The organism is Telluria sp. ZT3P39 (assembly GCF_059685935.1).
The window spans coordinates 346,384-366,401 of the sequence record NZ_JCASIH010000001.1 but is presented as its reverse complement, the minus strand read 5'-3'; the positions used below and the strand labels follow the sequence as shown (position 1 = coordinate 366,401).

General features: G+C 61.5%; 18 protein-coding genes. 9 read left to right on the top strand and 9 right to left on the bottom strand.

The features are described from left to right. Positions 1 to 2 precede the first annotated feature (2 nt). Together parC and AC56LR_RS01520 are read right to left on the bottom strand one after the other, a co-directional pair. Complete coding sequence (gene parC / locus AC56LR_RS01525; protein ID WP_497126646.1) at positions 3 to 2,348, bottom strand: DNA topoisomerase IV subunit A; 2,346 nt, start codon at positions 2,346 to 2,348, stop codon at positions 3 to 5. Between the two features lie 51 nt (positions 2,349 to 2,399). Further along, the gene (locus AC56LR_RS01520; RefSeq protein ID WP_497126644.1) at positions 2,400 to 4,397 is read right to left on the bottom strand and encodes a DNA topoisomerase IV subunit B; all 1,998 of its coding nucleotides are present in this window, start codon (positions 4,395 to 4,397) and stop codon (positions 2,400 to 2,402) included. Positions 4,398 to 4,550: 153 nt separating this feature from the next. Between AC56LR_RS01520 and AC56LR_RS01515 the strand changes: the two genes are divergently transcribed. After that, positions 4,551 to 5,375: a response regulator gene (locus AC56LR_RS01515; protein ID WP_497126642.1), complete on the top strand. Its 825-nt coding sequence runs from the start codon at positions 4,551 to 4,553 to the stop codon at positions 5,373 to 5,375. Between the two features lie 145 nt (positions 5,376 to 5,520). Continuing rightward, complete coding sequence (locus tag AC56LR_RS01510) at positions 5,521 to 6,522, top strand: gamma-glutamyl-gamma-aminobutyrate hydrolase family protein (RefSeq protein ID WP_497126901.1); 1,002 nt, start codon at positions 5,521 to 5,523, stop codon at positions 6,520 to 6,522. A 44-nt stretch (positions 6,523 to 6,566) separates the two neighbouring features. Here the strand turns inward: AC56LR_RS01510 and AC56LR_RS01505 are convergent, their stop codons facing one another. Together AC56LR_RS01505 and AC56LR_RS01500 are read right to left on the bottom strand one after the other, a co-directional pair. Then, positions 6,567 to 7,709 carry a YbdK family carboxylate-amine ligase gene (locus tag AC56LR_RS01505; RefSeq protein WP_497126640.1) on the bottom strand — a complete coding sequence of 381 codons (1,143 nt, stop codon included), beginning with the start codon at positions 7,707 to 7,709 and terminating at the stop codon, positions 6,567 to 6,569. Next, positions 7,699 to 8,889 carry a cation:proton antiporter gene (locus tag AC56LR_RS01500; RefSeq protein WP_497126638.1) on the bottom strand — a complete coding sequence of 397 codons (1,191 nt, stop codon included), beginning with the start codon at positions 8,887 to 8,889 and terminating at the stop codon, positions 7,699 to 7,701. Before AC56LR_RS01500 ends, AC56LR_RS01505 begins: the two co-directional genes overlap by 11 nt. A 412-nt stretch (positions 8,890 to 9,301) precedes the next feature. Between AC56LR_RS01500 and AC56LR_RS01495 the strand changes: the two genes are divergently transcribed. Genes AC56LR_RS01495 through AC56LR_RS01485 form a run of 3 tightly spaced genes read left to right on the top strand, consistent with a single transcriptional unit; the run spans position 9,302 to position 12,506 of the window. Beyond that, positions 9,302 to 9,712, top strand: coding sequence for a hypothetical protein (locus tag AC56LR_RS01495; RefSeq protein ID WP_497126636.1), 411 nt, complete (start codon positions 9,302 to 9,304; stop codon positions 9,710 to 9,712). Further along, the gene (locus tag AC56LR_RS01490) at positions 9,709 to 11,040 is read left to right on the top strand and encodes a KGGVGR-motif variant AAA ATPase (RefSeq protein ID WP_497126634.1); all 1,332 of its coding nucleotides are present in this window, start codon (positions 9,709 to 9,711) and stop codon (positions 11,038 to 11,040) included. The genes AC56LR_RS01495 and AC56LR_RS01490 overlap by 4 nt, the downstream gene beginning before the upstream one ends. Next, a complete protein-coding gene (locus tag AC56LR_RS01485) occupies positions 11,037 to 12,506 on the top strand; it encodes a hypothetical protein (protein ID WP_497126632.1) in 1,470 nt (489 codons plus the stop codon). Before AC56LR_RS01490 ends, AC56LR_RS01485 begins: the two co-directional genes overlap by 4 nt. Before the next feature lie 37 nt (positions 12,507 to 12,543). Here the strand turns inward: AC56LR_RS01485 and AC56LR_RS01480 are convergent, their stop codons facing one another. The 3 genes from AC56LR_RS01480 to AC56LR_RS01470 are packed head-to-tail and all read right to left on the bottom strand — an operon-like array spanning position 12,544 to position 15,171. After that, complete coding sequence (locus AC56LR_RS01480) at positions 12,544 to 13,713, bottom strand: vWA domain-containing protein (RefSeq protein WP_497126630.1); 1,170 nt, start codon at positions 13,711 to 13,713, stop codon at positions 12,544 to 12,546. A 4-nt stretch (positions 13,714 to 13,717) separates the two neighbouring features. Further along, positions 13,718 to 14,320, bottom strand: a complete 603-nt coding sequence (locus tag AC56LR_RS01475) for a GNAT family N-acetyltransferase (protein WP_497126628.1) — start codon at positions 14,318 to 14,320, stop codon at positions 13,718 to 13,720. Further along, complete coding sequence (locus AC56LR_RS01470) at positions 14,317 to 15,171, bottom strand: AAA family ATPase (protein WP_497126626.1); 855 nt, start codon at positions 15,169 to 15,171, stop codon at positions 14,317 to 14,319. Before AC56LR_RS01470 ends, AC56LR_RS01475 begins: the two co-directional genes overlap by 4 nt. A 187-nt stretch (positions 15,172 to 15,358) precedes the next feature. Between AC56LR_RS01470 and AC56LR_RS01465 the strand changes: the two genes are divergently transcribed. Together AC56LR_RS01465 and AC56LR_RS01460 are read left to right on the top strand one after the other, a co-directional pair. Beyond that, complete coding sequence (locus AC56LR_RS01465; protein WP_497126624.1) at positions 15,359 to 15,697, top strand: c-type cytochrome; 339 nt, start codon at positions 15,359 to 15,361, stop codon at positions 15,695 to 15,697. Positions 15,698 to 15,705: 8 nt separating this feature from the next. Further along, positions 15,706 to 16,044 carry a c-type cytochrome gene (locus tag AC56LR_RS01460; protein ID WP_497126622.1) on the top strand — a complete coding sequence of 113 codons (339 nt, stop codon included), beginning with the start codon at positions 15,706 to 15,708 and terminating at the stop codon, positions 16,042 to 16,044. A gap of 76 nt (positions 16,045 to 16,120) precedes the next feature. Here AC56LR_RS01460 and AC56LR_RS01455 read toward each other — a convergent pair whose 3' ends face one another. Together AC56LR_RS01455 and AC56LR_RS01450 are read right to left on the bottom strand one after the other, a co-directional pair. Continuing rightward, positions 16,121 to 16,549: a DUF1841 family protein gene (locus AC56LR_RS01455; RefSeq protein ID WP_497126620.1), complete on the bottom strand. Its 429-nt coding sequence runs from the start codon at positions 16,547 to 16,549 to the stop codon at positions 16,121 to 16,123. 180 nt (positions 16,550 to 16,729) lie between these two features. Next, the gene (locus tag AC56LR_RS01450; protein WP_497126618.1) at positions 16,730 to 17,377 is read right to left on the bottom strand and encodes an RNA pyrophosphohydrolase; all 648 of its coding nucleotides are present in this window, start codon (positions 17,375 to 17,377) and stop codon (positions 16,730 to 16,732) included. A gap of 204 nt (positions 17,378 to 17,581) precedes the next feature. Between AC56LR_RS01450 and AC56LR_RS01445 the strand changes: the two genes are divergently transcribed. Both AC56LR_RS01445 and AC56LR_RS01440 read left to right on the top strand, forming a co-directional pair. Continuing rightward, positions 17,582 to 19,300 carry a proline--tRNA ligase gene (locus AC56LR_RS01445; RefSeq protein WP_497126616.1) on the top strand — a complete coding sequence of 573 codons (1,719 nt, stop codon included), beginning with the start codon at positions 17,582 to 17,584 and terminating at the stop codon, positions 19,298 to 19,300. Between the two features lie 5 nt (positions 19,301 to 19,305). After that, the gene (locus AC56LR_RS01440; protein WP_497126899.1) at positions 19,306 to 19,923 is read left to right on the top strand and encodes a lytic transglycosylase domain-containing protein; all 618 of its coding nucleotides are present in this window, start codon (positions 19,306 to 19,308) and stop codon (positions 19,921 to 19,923) included. Positions 19,924 to 20,018: the final 95 nt, after the last annotated feature.

Here is a 20,018-nt window from a genome sequence, read left to right as displayed (position 1 = left end):
TATTACATGGCTTTCGCCGCTTCCCCTTCCGTCACCCGCATCGCCAGATCCTGCGCCTTGAGCTTGGCCGACAGCGGCTTGCCCTTGCGCGCGCGCTTGCCGAAGTGCGGTTCCAGGCCGGAGGCAAACAGCTCCACCGTGCGCGGCTTCGAGCCGGCCCAGGTGCCGATGACGTTCACGCCTTTCTGGTTGATCGGCTGCGCCGCCAGCAGGGTTTCCTTAGGATCGAGTTCCATCAGGATGACGCCGCGGCCGCCGTTGGTCAGCACCTTCATCTCGTCGATGCCGAATACCAGCACGCGGCCCTTTTCGGACAGGCAGGCGATCGCACCCGTGGTGTCCGGGACGGTCCGCGGCGGCAGCGGGACGGCGCCTTCGTCGAGCGTGATGAAGGACTTGCCGCCCTTCAGGCGGCTGACCATGTCGCCGGCCTTGGCAATGAAGCCGAAGCCGTTGGACGAGGCCAGCAGCAGGCGCGTGTCCGGGGTGCCGGCGAAGTAGTGCAGGATGCGTACGCCGCCCGACAGGTCGACCAGGGTCGTGATCGGCACGCCGTCGCCGCGCGCGCCCGGCAGTGCCGCGACCGGCACCGAATAGGCCTTGCCGTTGCTGCCGATGCCCAGCAGGGAATCGACGGTGCGGCACTCGAAGGCCTTGTACAGCGAGTCGCCGGCCTTGAAGGTGAACTGCGCCGGATCGTGGCCGATGCCGGTGCGCGCGCGCACCCAGCCTTTTTCCGACACGATCACGGTCACCGGCTCGTCGACGATCTTCTGCTCGGCCACCGCGCGTTCGGCTTCCTCGATCACGGTGCGGCGATCGTCGCCGTACTGCTTGGCGTCAGCCTCGATCTCGCGGATGATCAGGCGCTTCATGGTCGACGGGTTCTCGAGGATGTCTTCCAGCTTTTCCTGTTCCGAACGCAGTTCGGCCAGCTCCTGCTGGATCTTGATCGCTTCCAGGCGCGCCAGCTGGCGCAGGCGGATCTCGAGGATGTCCTCGGCCTGGCGGTCGGACAGGCGGAATTCTTCCATCAGCGCGGCCTTCGGCTCATCCGAATTGCGGATGATCGCGATCACCTTGTCGATGTTGAGCAGGACGATCTCGCGGCCTTCCAGGATGTGGATGCGGTCCTTGACCTTGCCCAGCTTGAATTCGGTCCGGCGGCGCACGGTGACGAAGCGGAAGTCGATCCATTCCTGCAGGATGTCGGTCAGGCCCTTCTGGCGCGGGCGGCCGTCGCCGCCGATCATCACCAGGTTCATCGGGCTCGAGGTCTCCAGCGAGGTATGCGCGAGCAGCATCAGCATGAACTCGTTCTGGTCCTGGTTCTTCGACTTCGGCTCGAACACCAGGCGCACCGCCGCTTCACGGCCCGATTCGTCGCGCACCGTGTCGAGCGCGCCGAGGATGTTCTGCTTGAGCGCCAGCTGCTCGGGCAGCAGCGTCTTCTTGCCCATCTTGATCTTGGGGTTGGTCAGCTCCTCGATCTCTTCCAGCACGCGCTGGCTCGAGGTGCCCGGCGGCAGTTCGGTGACCACCGCCTGCCACTGGCCGCGCGCCAGTTCTTCGATTTTCCAGCGTGCGCGCACCTTCATCGAGCCGCGGCCGGTGGCGTACATGTCGGCCACGGTCGAGGCCGGGGTGATGATCTGGCCGCCGCCCGGGAAGTCCGGGCCGGGGATCATGGTCATCAGCTCGGCGTGCGACATCTTCGGGTTGCGGATCAGGGCGACCGCCGCCGCCGCCACTTCGCGCAGGTTGTGCGACGGGATTTCGGTGGCCATGCCGACCGCGATGCCCGAGGCGCCGTTGAGCAGCACCATCGGCAGGCGCGCCGGCAGCTGGCGCGGCTCGGTGAAGGAGCCGTCGTAGTTCGGCTGGAAGTCGACCGTGCCCATGTCGAGTTCATCGAGCAGCAGGCGCGAGACCGGCGTCAGGCGCGCTTCGGTGTAACGCATCGCCGCGGCGCCGTCGCCATCGCGCGAGCCGAAATTGCCCTGGCCGTCGATCAGCGGGTAGCGCAGCGAGAAGTCCTGGGCCATGCGCACCAGCGCGTCGTACACCGACTGGTCGCCGTGCGGGTGGAGCTTGCCCAGCACGTCGCCCACCACGGTGGCCGACTTGCGCGGCTTGGCGGTATGGCCCAGGCCCAGCTCGTGCATCGAGTACATGATGCGGCGCTGGACCGGCTTCTGGCCGTCGGACACGTCCGGCAGCGCGCGGCCCTTGACCACCGAGACGGCGTAGTCGAGATAGGCGCGCTCGGCGAAGGTGGAGAGGGTGAGCGTTTCGACGTCGTCGGTCGGCTCGTGTTGTTGTTCGAAGAGGTTTGCTTGGGTCGTCATGATTGCGTGTTCGGTTCTTTGCGGGAGGTGGCTGTTCGCCACGCCGGCATCTTAAATATCCGCCTCGGTTTCATTCCCATGTTCCTCCAGCCACGCCCGGCGCGCCGCGGCTTCGCCTTTGCCCATCAGCATATTGAAGCGCGAAGCCGATTCGGCCAGGTTGTACTGGCCGAAAGCGACCGGCAGCAAACGGCGGGTGTCGGGGTTCATGGTGGTTTCCCACAGCTGTTCGGCGTTCATCTCGCCCAGGCCCTTGAAGCGCGAGATGCTCCAGGCGCCTTCCTTCATGCCTTCTTTTTTCAGCTTGTCTTCGATCGCCAGCAGTTCGCCGTCGTCGAGCGCGTACACCTTCTGCAGCGGCTTCTTGCCGCGTGCGGACACGTCCACGCGATACAGTGGCGGGCGCGCGACGCAGATGTGGCCGCTGCGGAACAGGGCAGGGAAGTGCTTGAAGAAGAGCGTGAGCAGCAGCACCTGGATGTGCGAGCCGTCGACGTCCGCATCGGACAGGATGCAGATCTTCCCGTAGCGCAGGCCGGTCAGGTCCGGGCTGTCGTCCGCGCCATGCGGGTCGACGCCGATCGCCACCGCGATGTCGTGGATCTCGTTGTTCGCGAACAGGCGGTCCCGGTCGGTTTCCCAGGAGTTGAGCACCTTGCCGCGCAGCGGCAAAATCGCCTGGAATTCCTTGTCGCGGCCCATCTTGGCCGAACCGCCGGCCGAGTCGCCCTCGACCAGGAACAGTTCGTTGCGGGTGATGTCGGTCGATTCGCAATCGGTGAGCTTGCCCGGCAGGACGGCCACGCCGGACGATTTCTTTTTCTCGACCTTCTGCAGCGAACGCAGGCGCGACTGGGCCTGCTTGATGACCAGTTCGGCCAGCTTCTTGCCGTATTCGACGTGCTGGTTCAGCCACAATTCGAGCGGCGGACGGGTGAAGAAGGACACCAGCTTGACCGCGTCGCGCGAGTTCAGGCGTTCCTTGGTCTGGCCCTGGAATTGCGGGTCCAGCACCTTGGCCGACAGCACGAAGGAGACGCGTGCGAACACGTCTTCCGGCAGCAGCTTGACGCCTTTGGGCAGCAGCGAATGCATCTCGACGAAACTCTTGACCGCACCGAACAGGCCGTCGCGCAGGCCCGATTCGTGGGTGCCGCCGCTGACGGTCGGGATCAGGTTGACATAGGATTCGCGCACCACCGAGCCTTCTTCGGTCCAGGCCACGACCCAGGCCGCGCCTTCGCCTTCGGCGAAGCCTTCGTCGCCACTTGGTGCGTACTGCGCGCCCTCGAACAGCGGGATCACGGTCTGGCCGCTGGAACCCTGGGCCAGCGCTTCGGTCAGGTAGCCGCGCAGGCCTTCGTCGTAGCGCCAGGTCTGGACGTCGCCGGTCTTCTGGTTGGTGAGCGTGACGGTCACGCCCGGCAGCAGCACGGCTTTCGAGCGCAGCAGGCGCTGCATCTCGGCCAGGGGAATGTTCGGGGAATCGAAATACTTCGGATCGGGCCAGGCGGTGACGCGGGTGCCGTTCTTCTTGCCGCCACGATCAAGCGGGCGCGAAGTGAGTGGTTCGATGACGTCGCCGGCGGAGAAGGCCAGCTCGTGCACGCCGTTGCCATTGTCCTCTTTACGCCAGACCGTGATCTCGAGGCGCGTCGACAGCGCATTGGTGACGGACACGCCGACACCGTGCAGGCCGCCCGAGAACGCATAGGCGCCGCCCGAGCCCTTGTCGAACTTGCCGCCCGCGTGCAGGCGGGTGAATACGATCTCGACGGTCGGCACGTTTTCTTCTGGATGCAGTCCAACCGGGATGCCGCGGCCGTCGTCTTCGACCGTGACCGAGCCGTCCGTATTGAGCGTCACGGAAATGTTGTTGCAGTGTCCGCCCAGCGCCTCGTCGGAGGCGTTGTCGATCACTTCCTGGATGATGTGCAGCGGGTTTTCGGTCCGGGTATACATGCCCGGACGCTGCTTGACGGGCTCGAGTCCCTTGAGGACGCGGATAGATGATTCGCTGTAGTCGGATGCGGGTTTCTTGGAAGCCATGCTTATTTTCGTAAATTAATGCTTGCGCATTCTATCGTGTCGAGCGGGAAAATTTCGATCTTTTCAAGACGCCAAATGGGCTTGTTAGTTCGCACCCTTGTGCTAGATTAAGACGATCGACCCGGAAATGCCCCAGGAAAGGCTGGAAAAGCGATGCGCGCACCCAGATACCCGTTCACCGTCCGACTCGTTGGGTTCGCGCCTGCCGAATGCGCACAGCTGGAAAACCTGCTCGCGCAAGCCCCACGCACGGGGCCGTCCTATTTTTGCCTGCACGACGACAGTTTGCAGGAGCCCGACCTGTACATCGCCGCCGGCGACAGCCCGGCGGCGCTCGCCCGGCTGCGCTGCCTGCCTCCCGGCGCGCTGCAGCCGACGCTCGTCATCGGCGGTCATGGCGCCAGCTGCCACCGTACCCTGGCGCGCCCGGTCGATCCGGTCCATTTCTACGACGCCCTGGCCGACCTGCTCGATGCACGCGTGCAGGCAATGGCGGCCTCGAGGGCACGCGGCGAACGCTGCGTGCCGGAGCGGCGACGAAGGCCGAGGCTGGGGCCGGACACCGAGGCCCCGGCACATTACGCCAGCATGCGCCACGGACCGCACGATGGCGCCGTGCTGATCATCGACAAGGGCGGCGCTTTCCGCGACCATGTGGCCCAGGTCATCGGCACCCAGGGGCGTCCCGTCGAATGGACCGACAGCGGCCGCGCCGCCGTGCGCCTGTGCGACGAGACGCCGGTGTCGCTGGTAATGATCAATACCGCCGCGCCCGGCATCGAGCCCTACGACTTGTGCAGCAAGATCAAGGCGCAGGACGGGGCAAGCCGCACCGCCGTGCTTTTCCTGATTGGGCAATCTTTCAAGTACGACAGCAACCGCGCCCGCGATGCAGGCGTGCGCGGCCTGCTCGACAAACCGGTGGCCGACCGCCACATCGTGGCGACCTTCCAGAAGCTGCTGTCGCTGTCGACCTGAAAACTACTGTAATTGCATACAGTATTAACCGAAAACCGAAATCGTGCAAGCCGTTGCGCGCCGGTAGCACCCATGCCCGTGCGTATGACGATTTTTGTAACACCTTCAAATCGTGCGCGGCCGTGGCAACGTTATATTGATGCTTATGGCGGAAGACGAACCAAAACCCCTCGAGGAAATACCGGGCCCTCCCGTCGAGACGCGGCCGGGGAGCCCGATCCGCGTACCGGACCGGCGCGCCATGCGTGGCCCCGTCGAGCCCGGCGTCGCTCGCTACCAGCGCGACGGCGACACGCCGTTTGCGCTGGCTGGCCGGGTGCTGAGCTCGCGTTGGCGCAGCTTCCGGGAGCGCTTCAGCCGCGACTTCATGCACCGCACCCTCCATATCGGGGTGTCGGCCCGCATTTTCCACCCTGAAGCAGGCGCCAAAGGCCTGCTCAGCAAGAATCTCCAGTATCTCGAAGAATCGATCGCCCAATGGGTGATGTCGCGCGACGTGCTGGTGTTCATGATCCCGACGGTGAATACCAACGGGCTGCTCCACCCCAGCAACATCACCCTGCGCCATTACGCGCGCCATCTCGACGGGCTGGTGCTGCAGGGCGGGGCGGACGTCGCGCCGCAAACCTATTCCGAAGTGCCGACCCGGCCCGAATGGAGCGGCGACCGCGCGCGCGACGTCTACGAGCTCGAGCTGTTGCACGAATTCGTCGATGCCGGCAAGCCGGTGCTGGGCGTGTGCCGCGGCTGCCAGCTGATCAATGTCGCCTTCGGCGGCACCCTTTACCAGGACGTCGCCACCAATGTCCCCGAGGCGCTGGCCCACGTGCACGATCTGTACGACGCCCACCGCCATGCCGTGCGCTTTCCGCCGGGCTCGTCGCTGGGCCGCATGTTCAGCGGCGTGCAGCGCCCGATCGTCAATTCGATCCACCACCAGGCGGTCAAGGAACTGGGGCGCGACATCCGGGTGGAAGCCTATTCCGACCCGGACGGCATCGTCGAGGCGATCCGCTACCAGCGCGCCGATTTCGTCATGGGCCTGCAGTGGCATCCGGAATTTCACCGCGCCGGCGGCACCGAGCTGCTCGACTGCACGCCGGTGCTGGACGAATTCCTGCGGGCGGCGCGCGAGACCCGGTTGTAAAGCGCGCGCTATTGCGCCGCTGCGACAATCATCGGCGCCATCCCTCACCCCCGCTGCCAACGCATCCTGCGATCCCCCCGGAAGCGCTGGATCGCCGCCTGCACCATGCCCTCGACGCTGCCCTCGAGCGCGAACACGTGGCGCAGCTGCGCCGCGTCGCTGCCGCCGCGCGCCGCCGCGGCCAGGTGCTGCAGGGCCTCGACGCTGCCCAGCGCTTCGGCGTGCGGCATCATCTTCTCGAGCGTGGCCAGGATGTCCTCGCGCATCGGCACCGCCTCGTAGGTCTTGGGATGGGTGAGCGAACCCTCCATGCCGAAGCGGCAGGCCTGGAAACGGTTGTAGTTGTAGACCAGGTAATCGTCTTCGCTGGGCGCTTCTTCGGGGCGGGTGAGCAGGTAGCGGCACAGCGCCTGCAGGTAGCCGGCGATCGCCGCGGCGCGCTCCACCGTCAGCGGCGTGTCGCACACGCGCAGCTCGATGGTGCCGAATTCGGGTTTCGGCCGCAGGTCCCAGTAAAAATCCTTCATGCTCTTGATGATGTTGGTGCGCTCCATCTTGGCGAAGTAGACCTCGGTGAACTCCTGCCAGGTCTGCACGAACGGTGCGCGCCCGCTCATCGGGAAGGCGAACACGGAATTCAGGCGCGCCGAATCGAAGCCGGAATCAATGCCCTGCACGAAGGGCGAGGAGCTTGATAACGCGATGAAATGCGGCAGGTAGCGGTTCAACGCATGCAGCAGGTAGAGCGCATCGTCGCCGTTGGCGCAACCGATGTGCACATGCTGGCCGAACACCGTGAACTGCTTGGCCAGGTAGCCGTACAGCTGCGACAGGTATTCGTAGCGCGGCCTGGCTGAAATCTTCTGTTCCGACCAGTGCTGGAAAGGATGGGTGCCGCCGCCCGCGATGCCGATATTGAGCACGTCGCTGGCGGCGACCAGGGTGTCGCGGATCTCGCGCAGTTCCCCCAAGAGCGGCGCGTAGGCCGTGTGCACGCTCGAGTTAATCTCGATCATGCTCTCGGTGATCTCGGGCGTGACGTTGCCGGGGAAGGGCTTGCGCTTCAAGAGGTGCAGCAGGTCGGGGCTGGCCGCCGTCAGGTCGAAGTCCGACAGACTGACCAGCTGCAGTTCCAGTTCGACGCCGAAAGTGAGCGGCCGGGAAGGCGTAAAGGCTTCAAGCGGCATCGGGATGCTCCGGGGCTTCGTGGGCCCACACCAGAGCGCGCTGGATGATCACGGGCCCGAACACTTCCAGCAGCATGGTCACGGCCGCCATCGCGCGCAATTCCTCGACCACGTGCACGCCCGCATGGCGCGCATGTTCGATCAGGAGAATCACGAACACCGACAGGGGCGCCAGGCCCACGCCGGTAAGGGCGCCCTTGCGCCACGAGATGCCGGACAGGTGGGCAAAAGCGGTCACCCCGGCGGTTTTCGTGAGCAGGCGCGCAAACACCACCACCACGGCCAAGGCGCTGCCGGCGGCGATCTGGCGCCAGTCGAGTGTGGACGCCGCGAACACGAACAGCAGCACCGTCAGCATTTCGCCCAGCGCGCCGAAATTGCGCTGCGCCGTGCTGAAGGCGACGCGCCGGTGGCGCGCGCTCAAGCCGAATGCCAGCGCCGCGATATACGGCGAGAGCGCGCCCGCATCGCAGATCGCCACCAGCAGCAGCACCGCGATGGCAAAGGCCACGGTGGCATCCTGGCGCGGGTTGTGGATCGCGCGCAGCAGGGCCGGCACCACCACCCCGAACACGGCGCCCAGCAGCACCGAGCCGGCCAGCATCACGCCGCTCTGCCACAGGGCTTCACCGACGGCATCAAAAGTGCGGAAGATCCAGAAGCCGATGATCACGTTGAATGCGAACACCGCCAGCACGCAGTTCAGCGCCGTCAGGTGCAGCACGCGCTCGGTCACCTGGCCCGAGCTGCGCTGCTCGTTGATGACGCGCACCACGGTGGCGGGCGAGGTGCCCATCGACAGCGCCGCCATCATCAGCGCGATCAGTTGCGGGCTGCCGAAGGCGATGGCGACCAGGTAGACCACGGCGAAGGTGAGCAGCGATTCGGCGAGGCCGGCCACGCCCAGCCAGGGGTTGGTGTGCAGCCAGCGCAGGTTGATGCGGTAGCCGAGTTCGAACAGGATCAGGCCGAAGGCGATGTCGGCCAGCAGCGCGACCGGCCCGCTGTCGGGCAGGGGCAGGATGCCGAGTTGCGGACCGGCCAGCGCGAAGCCGACCAGGCCGTAGAAGCTGATGCGGGGCAGGCCGGTGAAGCGCTGGCCGAATTCGCCGGCCAGCCAGGCGATGGCCATGGCGATGGGCCATGCAAGGCTGGTCAGGATGGGCGGTAGGTCGGGCATGGTTTTTCACTCACTACGATTAATCCGTCATAATGATCGCAACTTATTATCAATTTGACAATCGTGGTTGCGCGTATGATTGTGGTGCGCTACCTATAGGATAGGCCCCTGTTGCATAACCTAGTTGTCGAACCATTAAACTCTAGCTTGCTTCTTGTTGGGAAGACCGGAGCGGTGGGCTCCCTTTTCACTGGTCGACACGTCACGTCAGCTTGCAACAAGGAAACTTCCCTGAACACGAAATTTGTTCATCTACTGTCTACGTGAGCTGCACTATCCGCGTTTTTTAGATCGCGTTCGCAACGATCTAAGCTGCGAATTTGCCTGTGTACCGCGTTAGCTGATATCGTATTGCATTCGAGGAACGACGGTGACCAAATAGCAGTGTGGTTCCACTACTCAGAAGAGGCGGATGTTGACAAATTACTCTAGCGCAGCGACTCGACATTGGAATGATGCCGAAATTTTGCGAGAAAATAATCGTCGGGATAACGCCGATCATCTCTACGGGATAGCTGCTGAGTGTGCTATCAAAACAGCTATTATCACTGGGCACAAATTAGTTGACGACCAACTGCCGAAAAAATATTGGGAGCACGTCGATGTGTTGTGGGACTTGGCTCCGGTTCAACAGCTTTCTCGGAATTATCCAGGAATCGTTCCCATTCTTAAATTGGCGAATCCGTTTTCCGACTGGGCTGTGTCGAACCGTTATGCTGCTTCCGGCACCGTGTTAGCTACTGCCCTCGAGGCGCACCGCTCGGTTACACAACGATTGCTGACCGCAACTCAAATTTTAGGAACGCGGCGGGAGAGAAAATGACAAATACAATACTTTTTGATCAAGCTGCTAACGTCGCTATTGATCAGTTGCGTAAAAAATTTGGTGATTCCAGAGATTTTGGTTCTATACATATAGTGCGCGATGCAGTTGGGGCACTTTCTATTGTACTTCCTGATTCGGCATTGGAAGGCGATCAGTGGGATCTTTTCGCCAATGAATTGCATTCTTCGTTAGGGGTTTATAGTCCAGGGGTCTCTCGTGTTTTGCTTGGTGAAAGCGATCTTATAGATGCCAACGATATATTAAATTCCCCAGATAAGGTAAGTGTAGATCTTCCAAATACATGGCTGATTGATAGGCTATTGACAAATCAAGATTGGCTGCGCCCTTCGCTGATTGGTCGGCCTGAGATTCCGACCGCGGTCGCCTTTAGTGTTAAAGGCGGTGTTGGGCGAAGCACTGCTTTTGCTTTCTTAGGCTGGAGCTTAGCCCGTAAGGGGAAGAATGTCTTGTTGGTAGACTTGGACCTAGAGGCCCCGGGTATTGGCGCAATGCTATTAAAAGAATTGCCGAAATTCGGTCTGATTGATTGGATTGTGGAAAATATTAATGGTCAAGGTAGCGTAGAGCTTTTGGATGCTGCAATCGGGGAGGCACCTATTGCCCACGATGCTCCCGGATCGTTGCGTGTTCTGGCAGCGTATGGTCAAGAAAGTCATCACTACATCTCCAAATTGGGTCGGGTGTACGGGAATAGCTTCGATCAGTCTGGGGCGATGACTGGGTTGGCCGAGAGACTTCGTGACCTCTTGGATACCATTAAACTTCTAGAAAATCCCCCAGACGTGATACTACTGGACGCAAGGGCGGGATTGCATGATATCGGCTCAGCGGCTATTACGCGATTGGGGGCGGAGGTCTTTCTATTTGCACGTAATGATGAGCAGGATTGGTGGTCGTATCGACAAATCTTCAACCATTTGCAACACTCTACAAGTGTTGCTCAGGGGATGGGCAATGAGGATGATCTTCGATGGAAATTAAAAATGGTTGCAGCTCAAACTGCTCCAAATGACGCCGCTAGAAAGTCGTGGATTGATAGGTCATATAAAGAGTGGTCCAATTTTTACGATGATGAGTCATATCAAGAAGTTCCTGATTTTGAGCCAGTGGTATTTTCTCAGGACGATTTGGCAGCACCTCACTTTCCACTTTTCGTCAACTTTGAACCAGCCATCAGGGGACAAACTTTGGCGGATGTGGAGTTGCGACCTGAATGGAACTACGTCAGAGGTATTTTTGGAGATTTCTTTAAAGGGGCAGAACAGCGCCTTTGGCCGAGTGAAAAATATGAGGACCCAGAGTGAAATCTAAGAATTTTAATTTTGCAGCATTGGCGATTAGAGATGCATTGTGCGAGATTAGAGATACATCTCAGGAGTCTCTCAATCCGCCCTCGAAAAACACATTATATATGCCCATCGGACACGTAAAGGCATTGCACTTATCAGCTAGTGTCGTCGTGGGGATGCGGGGTAGTGGCAAAAGTTACTGGACTGCTGTTCTTGCAAGTGACAGTCATCGCGCGCATATCGCTCGGACGGCGCGCATTCCGGATCTTGAGTCAGCTGAAGTGTGCGTTGGATTTGCCCTTGATCCAAGTAGCGATTCGTTTCCTCAGGCGACAGAGCTTAATGCTATTCGGGTAAGTGGATTGGGCGCGGGAATTGTTTGGTACACAGTTATATTAAATCACGCCCTCTTAATGCTGCGGAAACCGTTTCCAATAAAAGGCAATTGGCTAAAAAAAGTTCAATGGTTTTCAAAAAATGAGCAGGATGCTATGGACTTGATCGCTGAGTGCGATCGGGAGATAGCGCGATCAGGGCGCCATTTACTTGTTCTTTTTGATGCATTGGATAGGCTCGCTAGCACTTGGGAGGAAATTCGCCAGTATTTGAGGGCGCTTCTATCGATTGGCTTGGAATGTCGGTCTCGTCGAGGAATAAAGATCAAAGTTTTTCTTCGGCCGGATATGGAGGAAGACGAGGCCATCTGGGATTTTGTGGACAGCTCAAAGCTTCGTGCGTCTATTGTCGTATTGTCTTGGCGACCAGTTGATCTCTTTGGTTTGGTGATACTGAATCTCGCAAACAGCTATGAAGTCGGAGAAGATTTTCGAAATGAGATCACTAGAGTTCTGGATATCGAATGGAAAGAGGATTCTTTAGCATTTCTGCTGCCACGTTTGTTAGCAAGCGGTGAGCAACCAGCTCGCTCTATTATTGAGGCATTTGCAGGTGCCTGGGTGGGAACTTCACATAAGCGAGGGTATGTATATACTTGGATACCGACACATTTGGCGGACGCGAAAGGTCGGTTGAGTCCAAGGAGTTTTCTTTTGGCGTTCCGCACAGCAGCTCAGTGGACTGCAGATCATGAGCCAAGCCATGCAATTGCGCTGCACTTCCGAGGCATTCAACAGGGCGTAAGCAGTGCTTCGGAGATTCGTGTCGGTGAGATAGCTGAGGACTATCCTTGGGTTGAGCCTTTACTTGAGGCGGCCCGTGGTATTACGGTGCCATGTGCTGTGGAGGATTTGACGTCAGCATGGACTCGAAAATTATATGATCAAGTCCGAGGAGCTAAAAAGCTGCCTCCACGTCGATTCAATACTGATCCGATCCGAAAAGGCAAGGCCGAAGCACTAATTCAAGATTTAGTTGAGCTGGCAATAATTTACCGTACAGAAGACAATCGTATAAATATACCGGATATCTTTCGAGTAGGATTTGGGATTCGCCGACTTGGCGGTGTCCGGCCTCCAAGATAACAAAGGTTCTTCAGGTTCAGCTATTTAATCAGGTTGCCTATTTGCTCAACAACCGCATCGCCCGCTCCAGCCCTTCGAGCGTAATCGGGAACATCCGGTTGTTCATGATCTGCCGGATGACCGAAATCGACTGCCGGTACTGCCACAGGTTTTCCGGCTCCGGATTGAGCCAGGCGAACTTGGGAAAAGCGTTGGTGAAGCGCGCCAGCCAGGCCGCGCCGGCTTCCTCGTTGTTGTACTCGACCGAGCCGCCCGGCGCCAGCACCTCGTAGGGGCTCATGGTGGCGTCGCCGACGAAAATGATGCGGGTGTCGTTCGGGTATTTGCGCAGCACGTCCCAGGTCGGGAAGCGCTCGCTGTGGCGGCGCTGGTTGTTCTTCCACAGGTAGTCGTAGACGCAGTTGTGGAAGTAGTAGAACTCCATGTTCTTGAATTCGCTTTTCGCGGCCGAGAACAGCTCTTCGGCGCGTTCGATGTGGTCGTCCATCGAGCCGCCGACGTCGAGCAGCATCACCACCTTGATGCGGTTCTTGCGCTCGGGCTGCATGCGGATGTCGAGCCAGCCGGCATTGCTGGCCGTGGCGCGGATGGTGTCGTCCAGCGCCAGTTCGTCCGCGGCACCTAGGCGCGCGAAGCGGCGCAGCCGGCGCAGCGCTACCTTGAGGTTGCGGGTGCCGAGTTCGCGCTCGTCGTCGTAGTCGCGGTAGCTGCGCTGCTCCCACACCTTCACCGCCGTGCGGTTGCGGCTTTGCCCGCCGATGCGGATGCCTTCCGGGTTGGTGCCGCCATTGCCGAAGGGCGAGGTGCCGCCGGTGCCGATCCACTTGCTGCCGCCTTCGTGGCGGCCGTGCTGTTCCTTCAGCAGTTCTTCCAGCCGTTTCTGCAGCTTGTCGTAGCCGAGCTTCTCCAGCGCCGCTTTCTGCTCGGGCGTGAGCTCGCGCTCGAAGCGCTTGAGCAGCCAGTCGAGCGGGATCTCGGCCTTCTCGTCGAAGACCGCGGCGACGCCCTTGAAGAAGGCGCCGAAAGCACGGTCGAATTTGTCGAAATGGGCTTCGTCCTTCACCAGCGTCAGGCGCGCGAGATAATAGAACTCATCCAGCGAGGGCGCGATGACGCCGCGCTGCAGGGCTTCCAGCAGCGTGAGGAATTCCTTGATCGTGACCGGGACCCTGGCGTCGCGCAGCGTGTAGAAGAAATCGATCAGCATCGGCTCACCCCCGCGCGTGCTGCCCCAGGCGCTCGTGCAGGGCGCTCTTGATCGCCGGCCATTCGCTGCGCAGGATGCTGTACATGACGGTGTCGCGCGCCGTGCCGTCGCGCCGCAGGGCATGGTGGCGGATGACGCCATCCTTGTGCGCGCCGAGGCGCTCGATGGCGGCCTGCGAGGCGAAGTTCTCGCCGTCGGTGCGCAGGCCGACCACGGCGCAGCCGAGCGTATCGAAGGCGTACGACAGCAGGAGCAGCTTGCAGCTGGTGTTCACGTGGGTGCGCTGGGCGCGTTTCGCATACCAGGTGTAGCCGATCTCGACCCGGTCGGCGCTCGGCACGATGTCGTGGAAGCTGGTGGTGCCGAGCAGGGTGCCGCCGCTTTTTCCCTCGCGCGCATCGATCACGGCAAACGCCACCCGATCAGGCATTTCGAGCGCGGTGCCGATGTACTGGGCCGCGTTGTGCGGCTCGGGCACGCTGGTCACGCGCAGGTTCCACAGCTCGCCGTCGCCGGCGGCCGCGCGCAGGCCTTCTTCGTGGTGCGGCGCCAGCGGCTCCAGGCGCAAGCCGTTGAACTCGAGCGTGACGGGCGCGACCCGGATCATCGGTTGGTCCTCGACATCTGGATCAGGCGCTCGAACAGGTGCACGTCCTGCTCGTTCTTGAGCAGGGCGCCGTGCAGGGGCGGGACGATGGCTTTTCCGTCCTGGCTGCGCAGGGCGTCAAACGGGATGTCCTCGGCCAGCAAGAGCTTGAGCCAGTCGAGGAATTCCGAGGTCGAGGGCTTCTTCTTGATGCCGGCGACCTCGCGCAGCTCGTAGAAGCTCTGCAGCGCGGCCGCCAGCAGGTCTTGCTTGAGCGCCGGGAAGTGGACCTTGACGATGTCGGTCATGGTCTCGCGGTCCGGGAATTTAATGTAGTGGAAGAAGCAGCGGCGCAGGAAAGCGTCGGGCAGTTCCTTCTCGTTGTTCGAGGTGATGATCACCATCGGGCGGTGCGTCGCCACGACCATCTCGCGCGTCTCGTAGACGTAGAATTCCATGCGGTCAAGTTCGCGCAGCAGGTCGTTCGGGAATTCGATGTCGGCCTTGTCGATCTCGTCGATGAGCAGCACGACCGGTTCGGGCGCGGTAAAGGCCTGCCACAGCACGCCCTTGACGATGTAGTTGTGGATGTCGCGCACGCGCTCGTCGCCCAGTTGCGAGTCGCGCAGGCGCGACACCGCATCGTATTCGTACAGGCCCTGCTGGGCCTTGGTGGTCGATTTCACGTGCCACTGCATCAGCGGCATGTCGAGCGCCGCCGCCACTTCTTCGGCCAGCATGGTCTTGCCGGTCCCGGGCTCGCCCTTGATCAGCAGCGGGCGGCCGAGCGTCAGCGCGGCGTTGACGGCCAGTTTCAGGTCATCGGTGGCGACATAGTTGTCGCTGCCTTCGAAGCGTTGGGAAGCGTGCATGTGCGGTAAAAAGTAAGTGTGAAATGAGGCCGAGTATATGCCAGAATGGCGCCCACCGAGGACGCCCCCCTGCGCGTGCGTTTGTAGACTGTGGACAACTCTTCGGATAGAATCGACAGGTTGGTGGATCATTTGCTAACTTTTTGTGCGTTTGCGGTATTCGAATTACAACTAACGAGCCACACCCATGAAAACATCTTTAGCTCTACTGGTACTGGCGGCGTTTGCCGGCACCGCAACCGCCGCCGAAGTCGTCGGCAACCCGAAGGCAGCGGCAAGCAAGATCGAAATGTGCATCGGCTGCCACGGCATCCCGGGCTACAAGGCGTCCTTCCCCGAGGTTTATCGGGTACCGATGATCGGCGGGCAGTCCGCCAAATACATCGAATCGGCACTGCACGCCTATAAAAAGGGCGACCGCAAGCACCCGTCGATGCGCGGCATCGCCGCCAGCCTGAGCGACCAGGACATCGCCGACGTGGCTGCGTACTATGCGCAGCAGACCCCAGCCAACGCCAAGCGCTAAGGACAGCCATGAAGAAACTCGTTTCCGCGCTGGTGTTCGGCGCATTTTGCCTCAATGCTTCGGCTGCCGATGTCTCGAAGGGCGAAGCCCTGGTCAAGAAGTACAACTGCGCATCCTGCCACGGCGCCGACTACAACAAGCCGATCGACCCGAGCTATCCGAAGCTGGCCGGCCAGCATGCCGAATACCTGACGCACGCCCTGCACGCCTACAAGCGCGGCGCCGGCCCGAACGGCCGCACCAACCCGATCATGGCGGGCCAGGTACAGCCGCTGTCGAACCAGGACATGGCCGATATCGGCGCCTACCTGGCGAAGCTGCCGTCGCAGCTCGTGGTCAGCAAATAAGCTTCGGCAAACAAGCAGGCCGAAAAAAATCCCCCCGACCGGGCAGCCGGCGGGGGGATTTTGTTTGGGCAGGCGCTTAACGCGCGGCGCGCCGGCGCACGCAATCGATATACGCCTCGGTATCCGGCGGCACGCCGTTGCGCTGAGAGGTCCAGATCATCTCGCCCAGGCATTCCATGATCTCGTGGTGGGCATCGTGCTCGCCGCGTTTGGCCACCAGCAGGTCGTGCGCGGCCTTGATCCCGCGTGGCTGGTCGGTCGATACCTGCTCGACGATCGACAGGTGCATCGACAGGTGCAGGAAGGGATTCGCCTGGCCGCCTTCGACCGAGTAGTCGCGCGCAATCGCCGCCTCGGCGTCGCCCAACTGCTCATGGTATTCGGGGTGCTGGACGATCCAGTCGGCCGCGATGGCGTCCATCGGCGTCAGGATCTCGCCATTGCGCTGCTTGCGCAGGGCTTCGCAGAAAAAGCGGCGCACGTCGTGCGAAGACGGTGTGAACATGTCGGGGAAGGGGCAAAAAGGAAGGAAGCCGGCATTGTAGCGCGATGCGCTTTGGCCCGTGCGGGAGCAGCCGGCCGGCGCCTGGTGTTGCAGGATGCGTGGCGCATGAGAACGCCTGCGCCGCAGGACGGGCGCACAGGAGAGGAAATGGAAACCGGCGCGGGCCGGTTTCCATGGGTCTTACTTGTTCGGCACCAGCACCAGCGGTTCCGCCACCACCGGAACAACGGCCGCCGGCGCCGCCGCCAGCGTGGCCTGCTGGGCCGGCTTGCCGCCGCCCTGCACACGGCCGTGCGGCTGGCGCAGGTAGCGCGCGCTATGGCGGCGTTCGCCATGCGGGCCGCCGCTCTTGGCCGGCCAGGTGATAAAACGCGACAATTCCTGCAGCGCCCGCTGGTAGACATCGCGCTTGAACTCGATGACCACGTCCAGCGGCACCCAATAGTCGTGCCAGCGCCAGGCGTCAAACTCGGGATGGTCGGTCAGGCGAAGGTTGACGTCGTTATCGCGCGCCACCATCCGTAACAGGAACCAGATCTGCTTCTGGCCACGGTAGTGGCCGCGGATCTCGCGCTTGATGAAGTGATCTGGCACCTCATAGCGCAGCCAGTCGCGGGTGCGGCCCACGATCTTGACGTGCTCCTGGCGCAAGCCGATTTCTTCCTCGAGCTCACGGTACATCGCCTGTTCCGGCGTTTCGCCGTATTTGATTCCTCCTTGCGGAAATTGCCACGAGTGCTCACGCACCCGCTTGCCCCACCACACCTCGTTATTGGCGTTCAGCAGGATGATGCCGACGTTGGGGCGAAACCCTTCACGATCGAGCATAAGTGCACCTCGAAACTTTCTGCCAGCCGTACGATCCTTATATTTTTACCCACAAATTGCCGTGCCCACCGTGCCGACAAGTTGCCGGCAGGGCAGGTAGGGCGTGTTCCGGACCCATTTGTAGAAAGATTGGACGCATCAGCCAGCTAATCCTTTAAAATTAGGTCGATTATAACTCTCTCTTTTTAAAAAGAATTCATCGATATGCGTGCCTCACGATTTTTTATTTCAACTCTGAAAGAAGCGCCTTCCGACGCCGAAATCGTCAGCCACCAGCTGATGATGCGTGCAGGGATGATCAAGCGGCTGGGTTCGGGCATCTACACCTACATGCCGACGGGCCTGCGCGTCATCCGCAAGGTCGAGGGCATCATCCGCGAAGAAATGAACCGTGCAGGCGCAATCGAACTCCTGATGCCGCTCGTGCAGCCCGCCGAACTGTGGCAGGAAACCGGCCGCTGGGACAAGATGGGCCCGGAATTGATGCGCGTCAAAGACCGCCACGGCCGTGAATTCGCGATCCAGCCGACCTCGGAAGAAGTCATCACCGACGTCGTGCGCAGCGAACTCAAGTCCTACCGCCAGCTGCCGGTCAACTTCTATCACATCCAGACCAAGTTCCGCGACGAGCGCCGTCCGCGCTTCGGCCTGATGCGCGGCCGCGAGTTCACGATGAAAGATGCATATTCATTCGACCGCGACGTGGCCGGCATGCAGCAGTCCTACCAGGTCATGTTCGACGCCTACACCAGGATCTTCAACCGCTTCGGCCTGAAGTTCCGCGCGGTGGCGGCCGACAACGGCGCCATCGGCGGCACCGGCTCGCATGAATTCCACGTGATCGCCAGCACCGGCGAAGACGCGCTGGTCTACTGCCCGGATTCCGATTTTGCCGCCAACATGGAAGCGGCCGAAGCACTCAGCATCGGCGAACGCGCAGCCGCCACCCAGCCGCTGACCAAGACCTCGACCCCGGGCAAGACCAAATGCGAAGCCGTGGCCGAGCTGTTGAACGTCCCGCTCCAGCGGCACGTCAAGAGCATCGCCCTGACCGTCGAACACGAAGGCAAGAAGCAGTATTTCCTGCTGCTGCTGCGCGCCGACCATGAACTCAACGAGATCAAGGTCTCGAAAGTAGCGGGCCTGAAGGACTTCCGCTTCTCGACCGAAGCGGAAATCCAGGAAGTCTACGGCACCGTGCCGGGCTACCTCGGCCCGATCAATACCAGGGCGCCGGTCACCGTGGTGGCCGACCGCACCGTGGCCAACATGAGCGACTTCATCTGCGGCGCGAACGAAGCGGATTTCCACTACACGGGCGCCAACTGGGGCCGCGACGTGGCCGAGCCTTTGGTTGCCGACCTGCGCAACGTGGTCGAAGGCGACGCTTCGCCGGACGGCAAGGGCGTGCTGGCGATCGAACGCGGCATCGAAGTGGGCCACGTGTTCCAGCTCGGCACCGCCTATTCGGAAGCCATGAACGCCACCTTCCTGGATGAAAACGGCAAGCCGGCCCCGCTGCAGATGGGCTGCTACGGCATCGGCGTGACCCGCATCCTGGGCGCGGCGATCGAGCAGAACTTCGACGCCAAGGGCATCGTCTGGCCGGACGCCATCGCGCCCTTCGAGCTGGTGCTGTGCCCGATGGGCATGGACCGCAGCGAGATGGTCAAGGAACAGGTCGAGAAGCTCTACGCCGAGCTGCAGGCTCTAGGGGTCGACGTCATCGTCGACGACCGTGGCCTGCGTCCGGGCGCGATGTTCGCCGACTGGGAGCTGATCGGCGTGCCGCACCGCGTCGTGATCGGCGAGCGTGGCCTGAAGGAAGGCAACCTGGAATACCAGGGCCGCCGCGACGACGCCGCCACCAGCGTGCCGGTCGACGGCATGGTCGCCTTCATCAAGGGCAAGCTCGGCAAGTGAGCGTGTTGACGCTGGTCTCCTGGGCGGTACGTTTCCTGCTGGCCGCCGGGCTGCTGCTCGGCGCGCCTGCGCACGCCGGAAACCAGAAGGAAGAAGCCATGGCCGACTCGGTGCGCCTGGCCATGGAAAATGCCATCCGCGACAGCCGGCCGCCCAAGCCGGTGCTGCGCGACGACGCCGCGCGGGCGCGCTACCAGGCCTGGTTCAACGAGATGTCGCAGCGCCTGGCCAAGCGGCTTCCCGACGCGCAGTCGCGCACCGAATTCCTCGAAGTGGCCTGGTACGAAGCCACCCGCGCCGGCCTCGATCCGGGACTGGTGCTGGGACTGATCCAGGTGGAGTCGGCCTACCGCAAGTACGCCATCTCGATCGCCGGCGCGCGCGGCTACATGCAGGTGATGCCCTTCTGGACCAAGGTGATCGGCGACGCCGACCGCCGCAAGCTGTTCCACATGCAGACCAATCTGCGCTACGGCTGCTCGATCCTGCGCATGTATATCGACATGGAAAAGGGCAACCTCTACCTGGCGCTGGGCCGCTACAACGGCAGCCGCGGCAAGCCGCAGTATCCGAACGCGGTGCTGTCGGCCTGGAAGAAATGGGAGTTCAAGCCGGCGGTGTGATCGTGGACCAACAATCCCGCAACATATCGATCCGCCATCCCTGCATGCCGAAGGTGTAAACTTCACGCTTTCCCGACGTAGAGGTTCCCATGCGA

Coding starts and splice junctions, on each gene's coding strand:
- parC (WP_497126646.1), bottom strand. CDS start 2,348: ATGACGACCCAAGCAAACCTCTTCGAACAACAACACGAGCCGACCGAC.
- AC56LR_RS01520 (WP_497126644.1), bottom strand. CDS start 4,397: ATGGCTTCCAAGAAACCCGCATCCGACTACAGCGAATCATCTATCCGC.
- AC56LR_RS01515 (WP_497126642.1), top strand. CDS start 4,551: ATGCGCGCACCCAGATACCCGTTCACCGTCCGACTCGTTGGGTTCGCG.
- AC56LR_RS01510 (WP_497126901.1), top strand. CDS start 5,521: ATGGCGGAAGACGAACCAAAACCCCTCGAGGAAATACCGGGCCCTCCC.
- AC56LR_RS01505 (WP_497126640.1), bottom strand. CDS start 7,709: ATGCCGCTTGAAGCCTTTACGCCTTCCCGGCCGCTCACTTTCGGCGTC.
- AC56LR_RS01500 (WP_497126638.1), bottom strand. CDS start 8,889: ATGCCCGACCTACCGCCCATCCTGACCAGCCTTGCATGGCCCATCGCC.
- AC56LR_RS01495 (WP_497126636.1), top strand. CDS start 9,302: ATGTTGACAAATTACTCTAGCGCAGCGACTCGACATTGGAATGATGCC.
- AC56LR_RS01490 (WP_497126634.1), top strand. CDS start 9,709: ATGACAAATACAATACTTTTTGATCAAGCTGCTAACGTCGCTATTGAT.
- AC56LR_RS01480 (WP_497126630.1), bottom strand. CDS start 13,713: ATGCTGATCGATTTCTTCTACACGCTGCGCGACGCCAGGGTCCCGGTC.
- AC56LR_RS01475 (WP_497126628.1), bottom strand. CDS start 14,320: ATGATCCGGGTCGCGCCCGTCACGCTCGAGTTCAACGGCTTGCGCCTG.
- AC56LR_RS01470 (WP_497126626.1), bottom strand. CDS start 15,171: ATGCACGCTTCCCAACGCTTCGAAGGCAGCGACAACTATGTCGCCACC.
- AC56LR_RS01465 (WP_497126624.1), top strand. CDS start 15,359: ATGAAAACATCTTTAGCTCTACTGGTACTGGCGGCGTTTGCCGGCACC.
- AC56LR_RS01460 (WP_497126622.1), top strand. CDS start 15,706: ATGAAGAAACTCGTTTCCGCGCTGGTGTTCGGCGCATTTTGCCTCAAT.
- AC56LR_RS01455 (WP_497126620.1), bottom strand. CDS start 16,549: ATGTTCACACCGTCTTCGCACGACGTGCGCCGCTTTTTCTGCGAAGCC.
- AC56LR_RS01450 (WP_497126618.1), bottom strand. CDS start 17,377: ATGCTCGATCGTGAAGGGTTTCGCCCCAACGTCGGCATCATCCTGCTG.
- AC56LR_RS01445 (WP_497126616.1), top strand. CDS start 17,582: ATGCGTGCCTCACGATTTTTTATTTCAACTCTGAAAGAAGCGCCTTCC.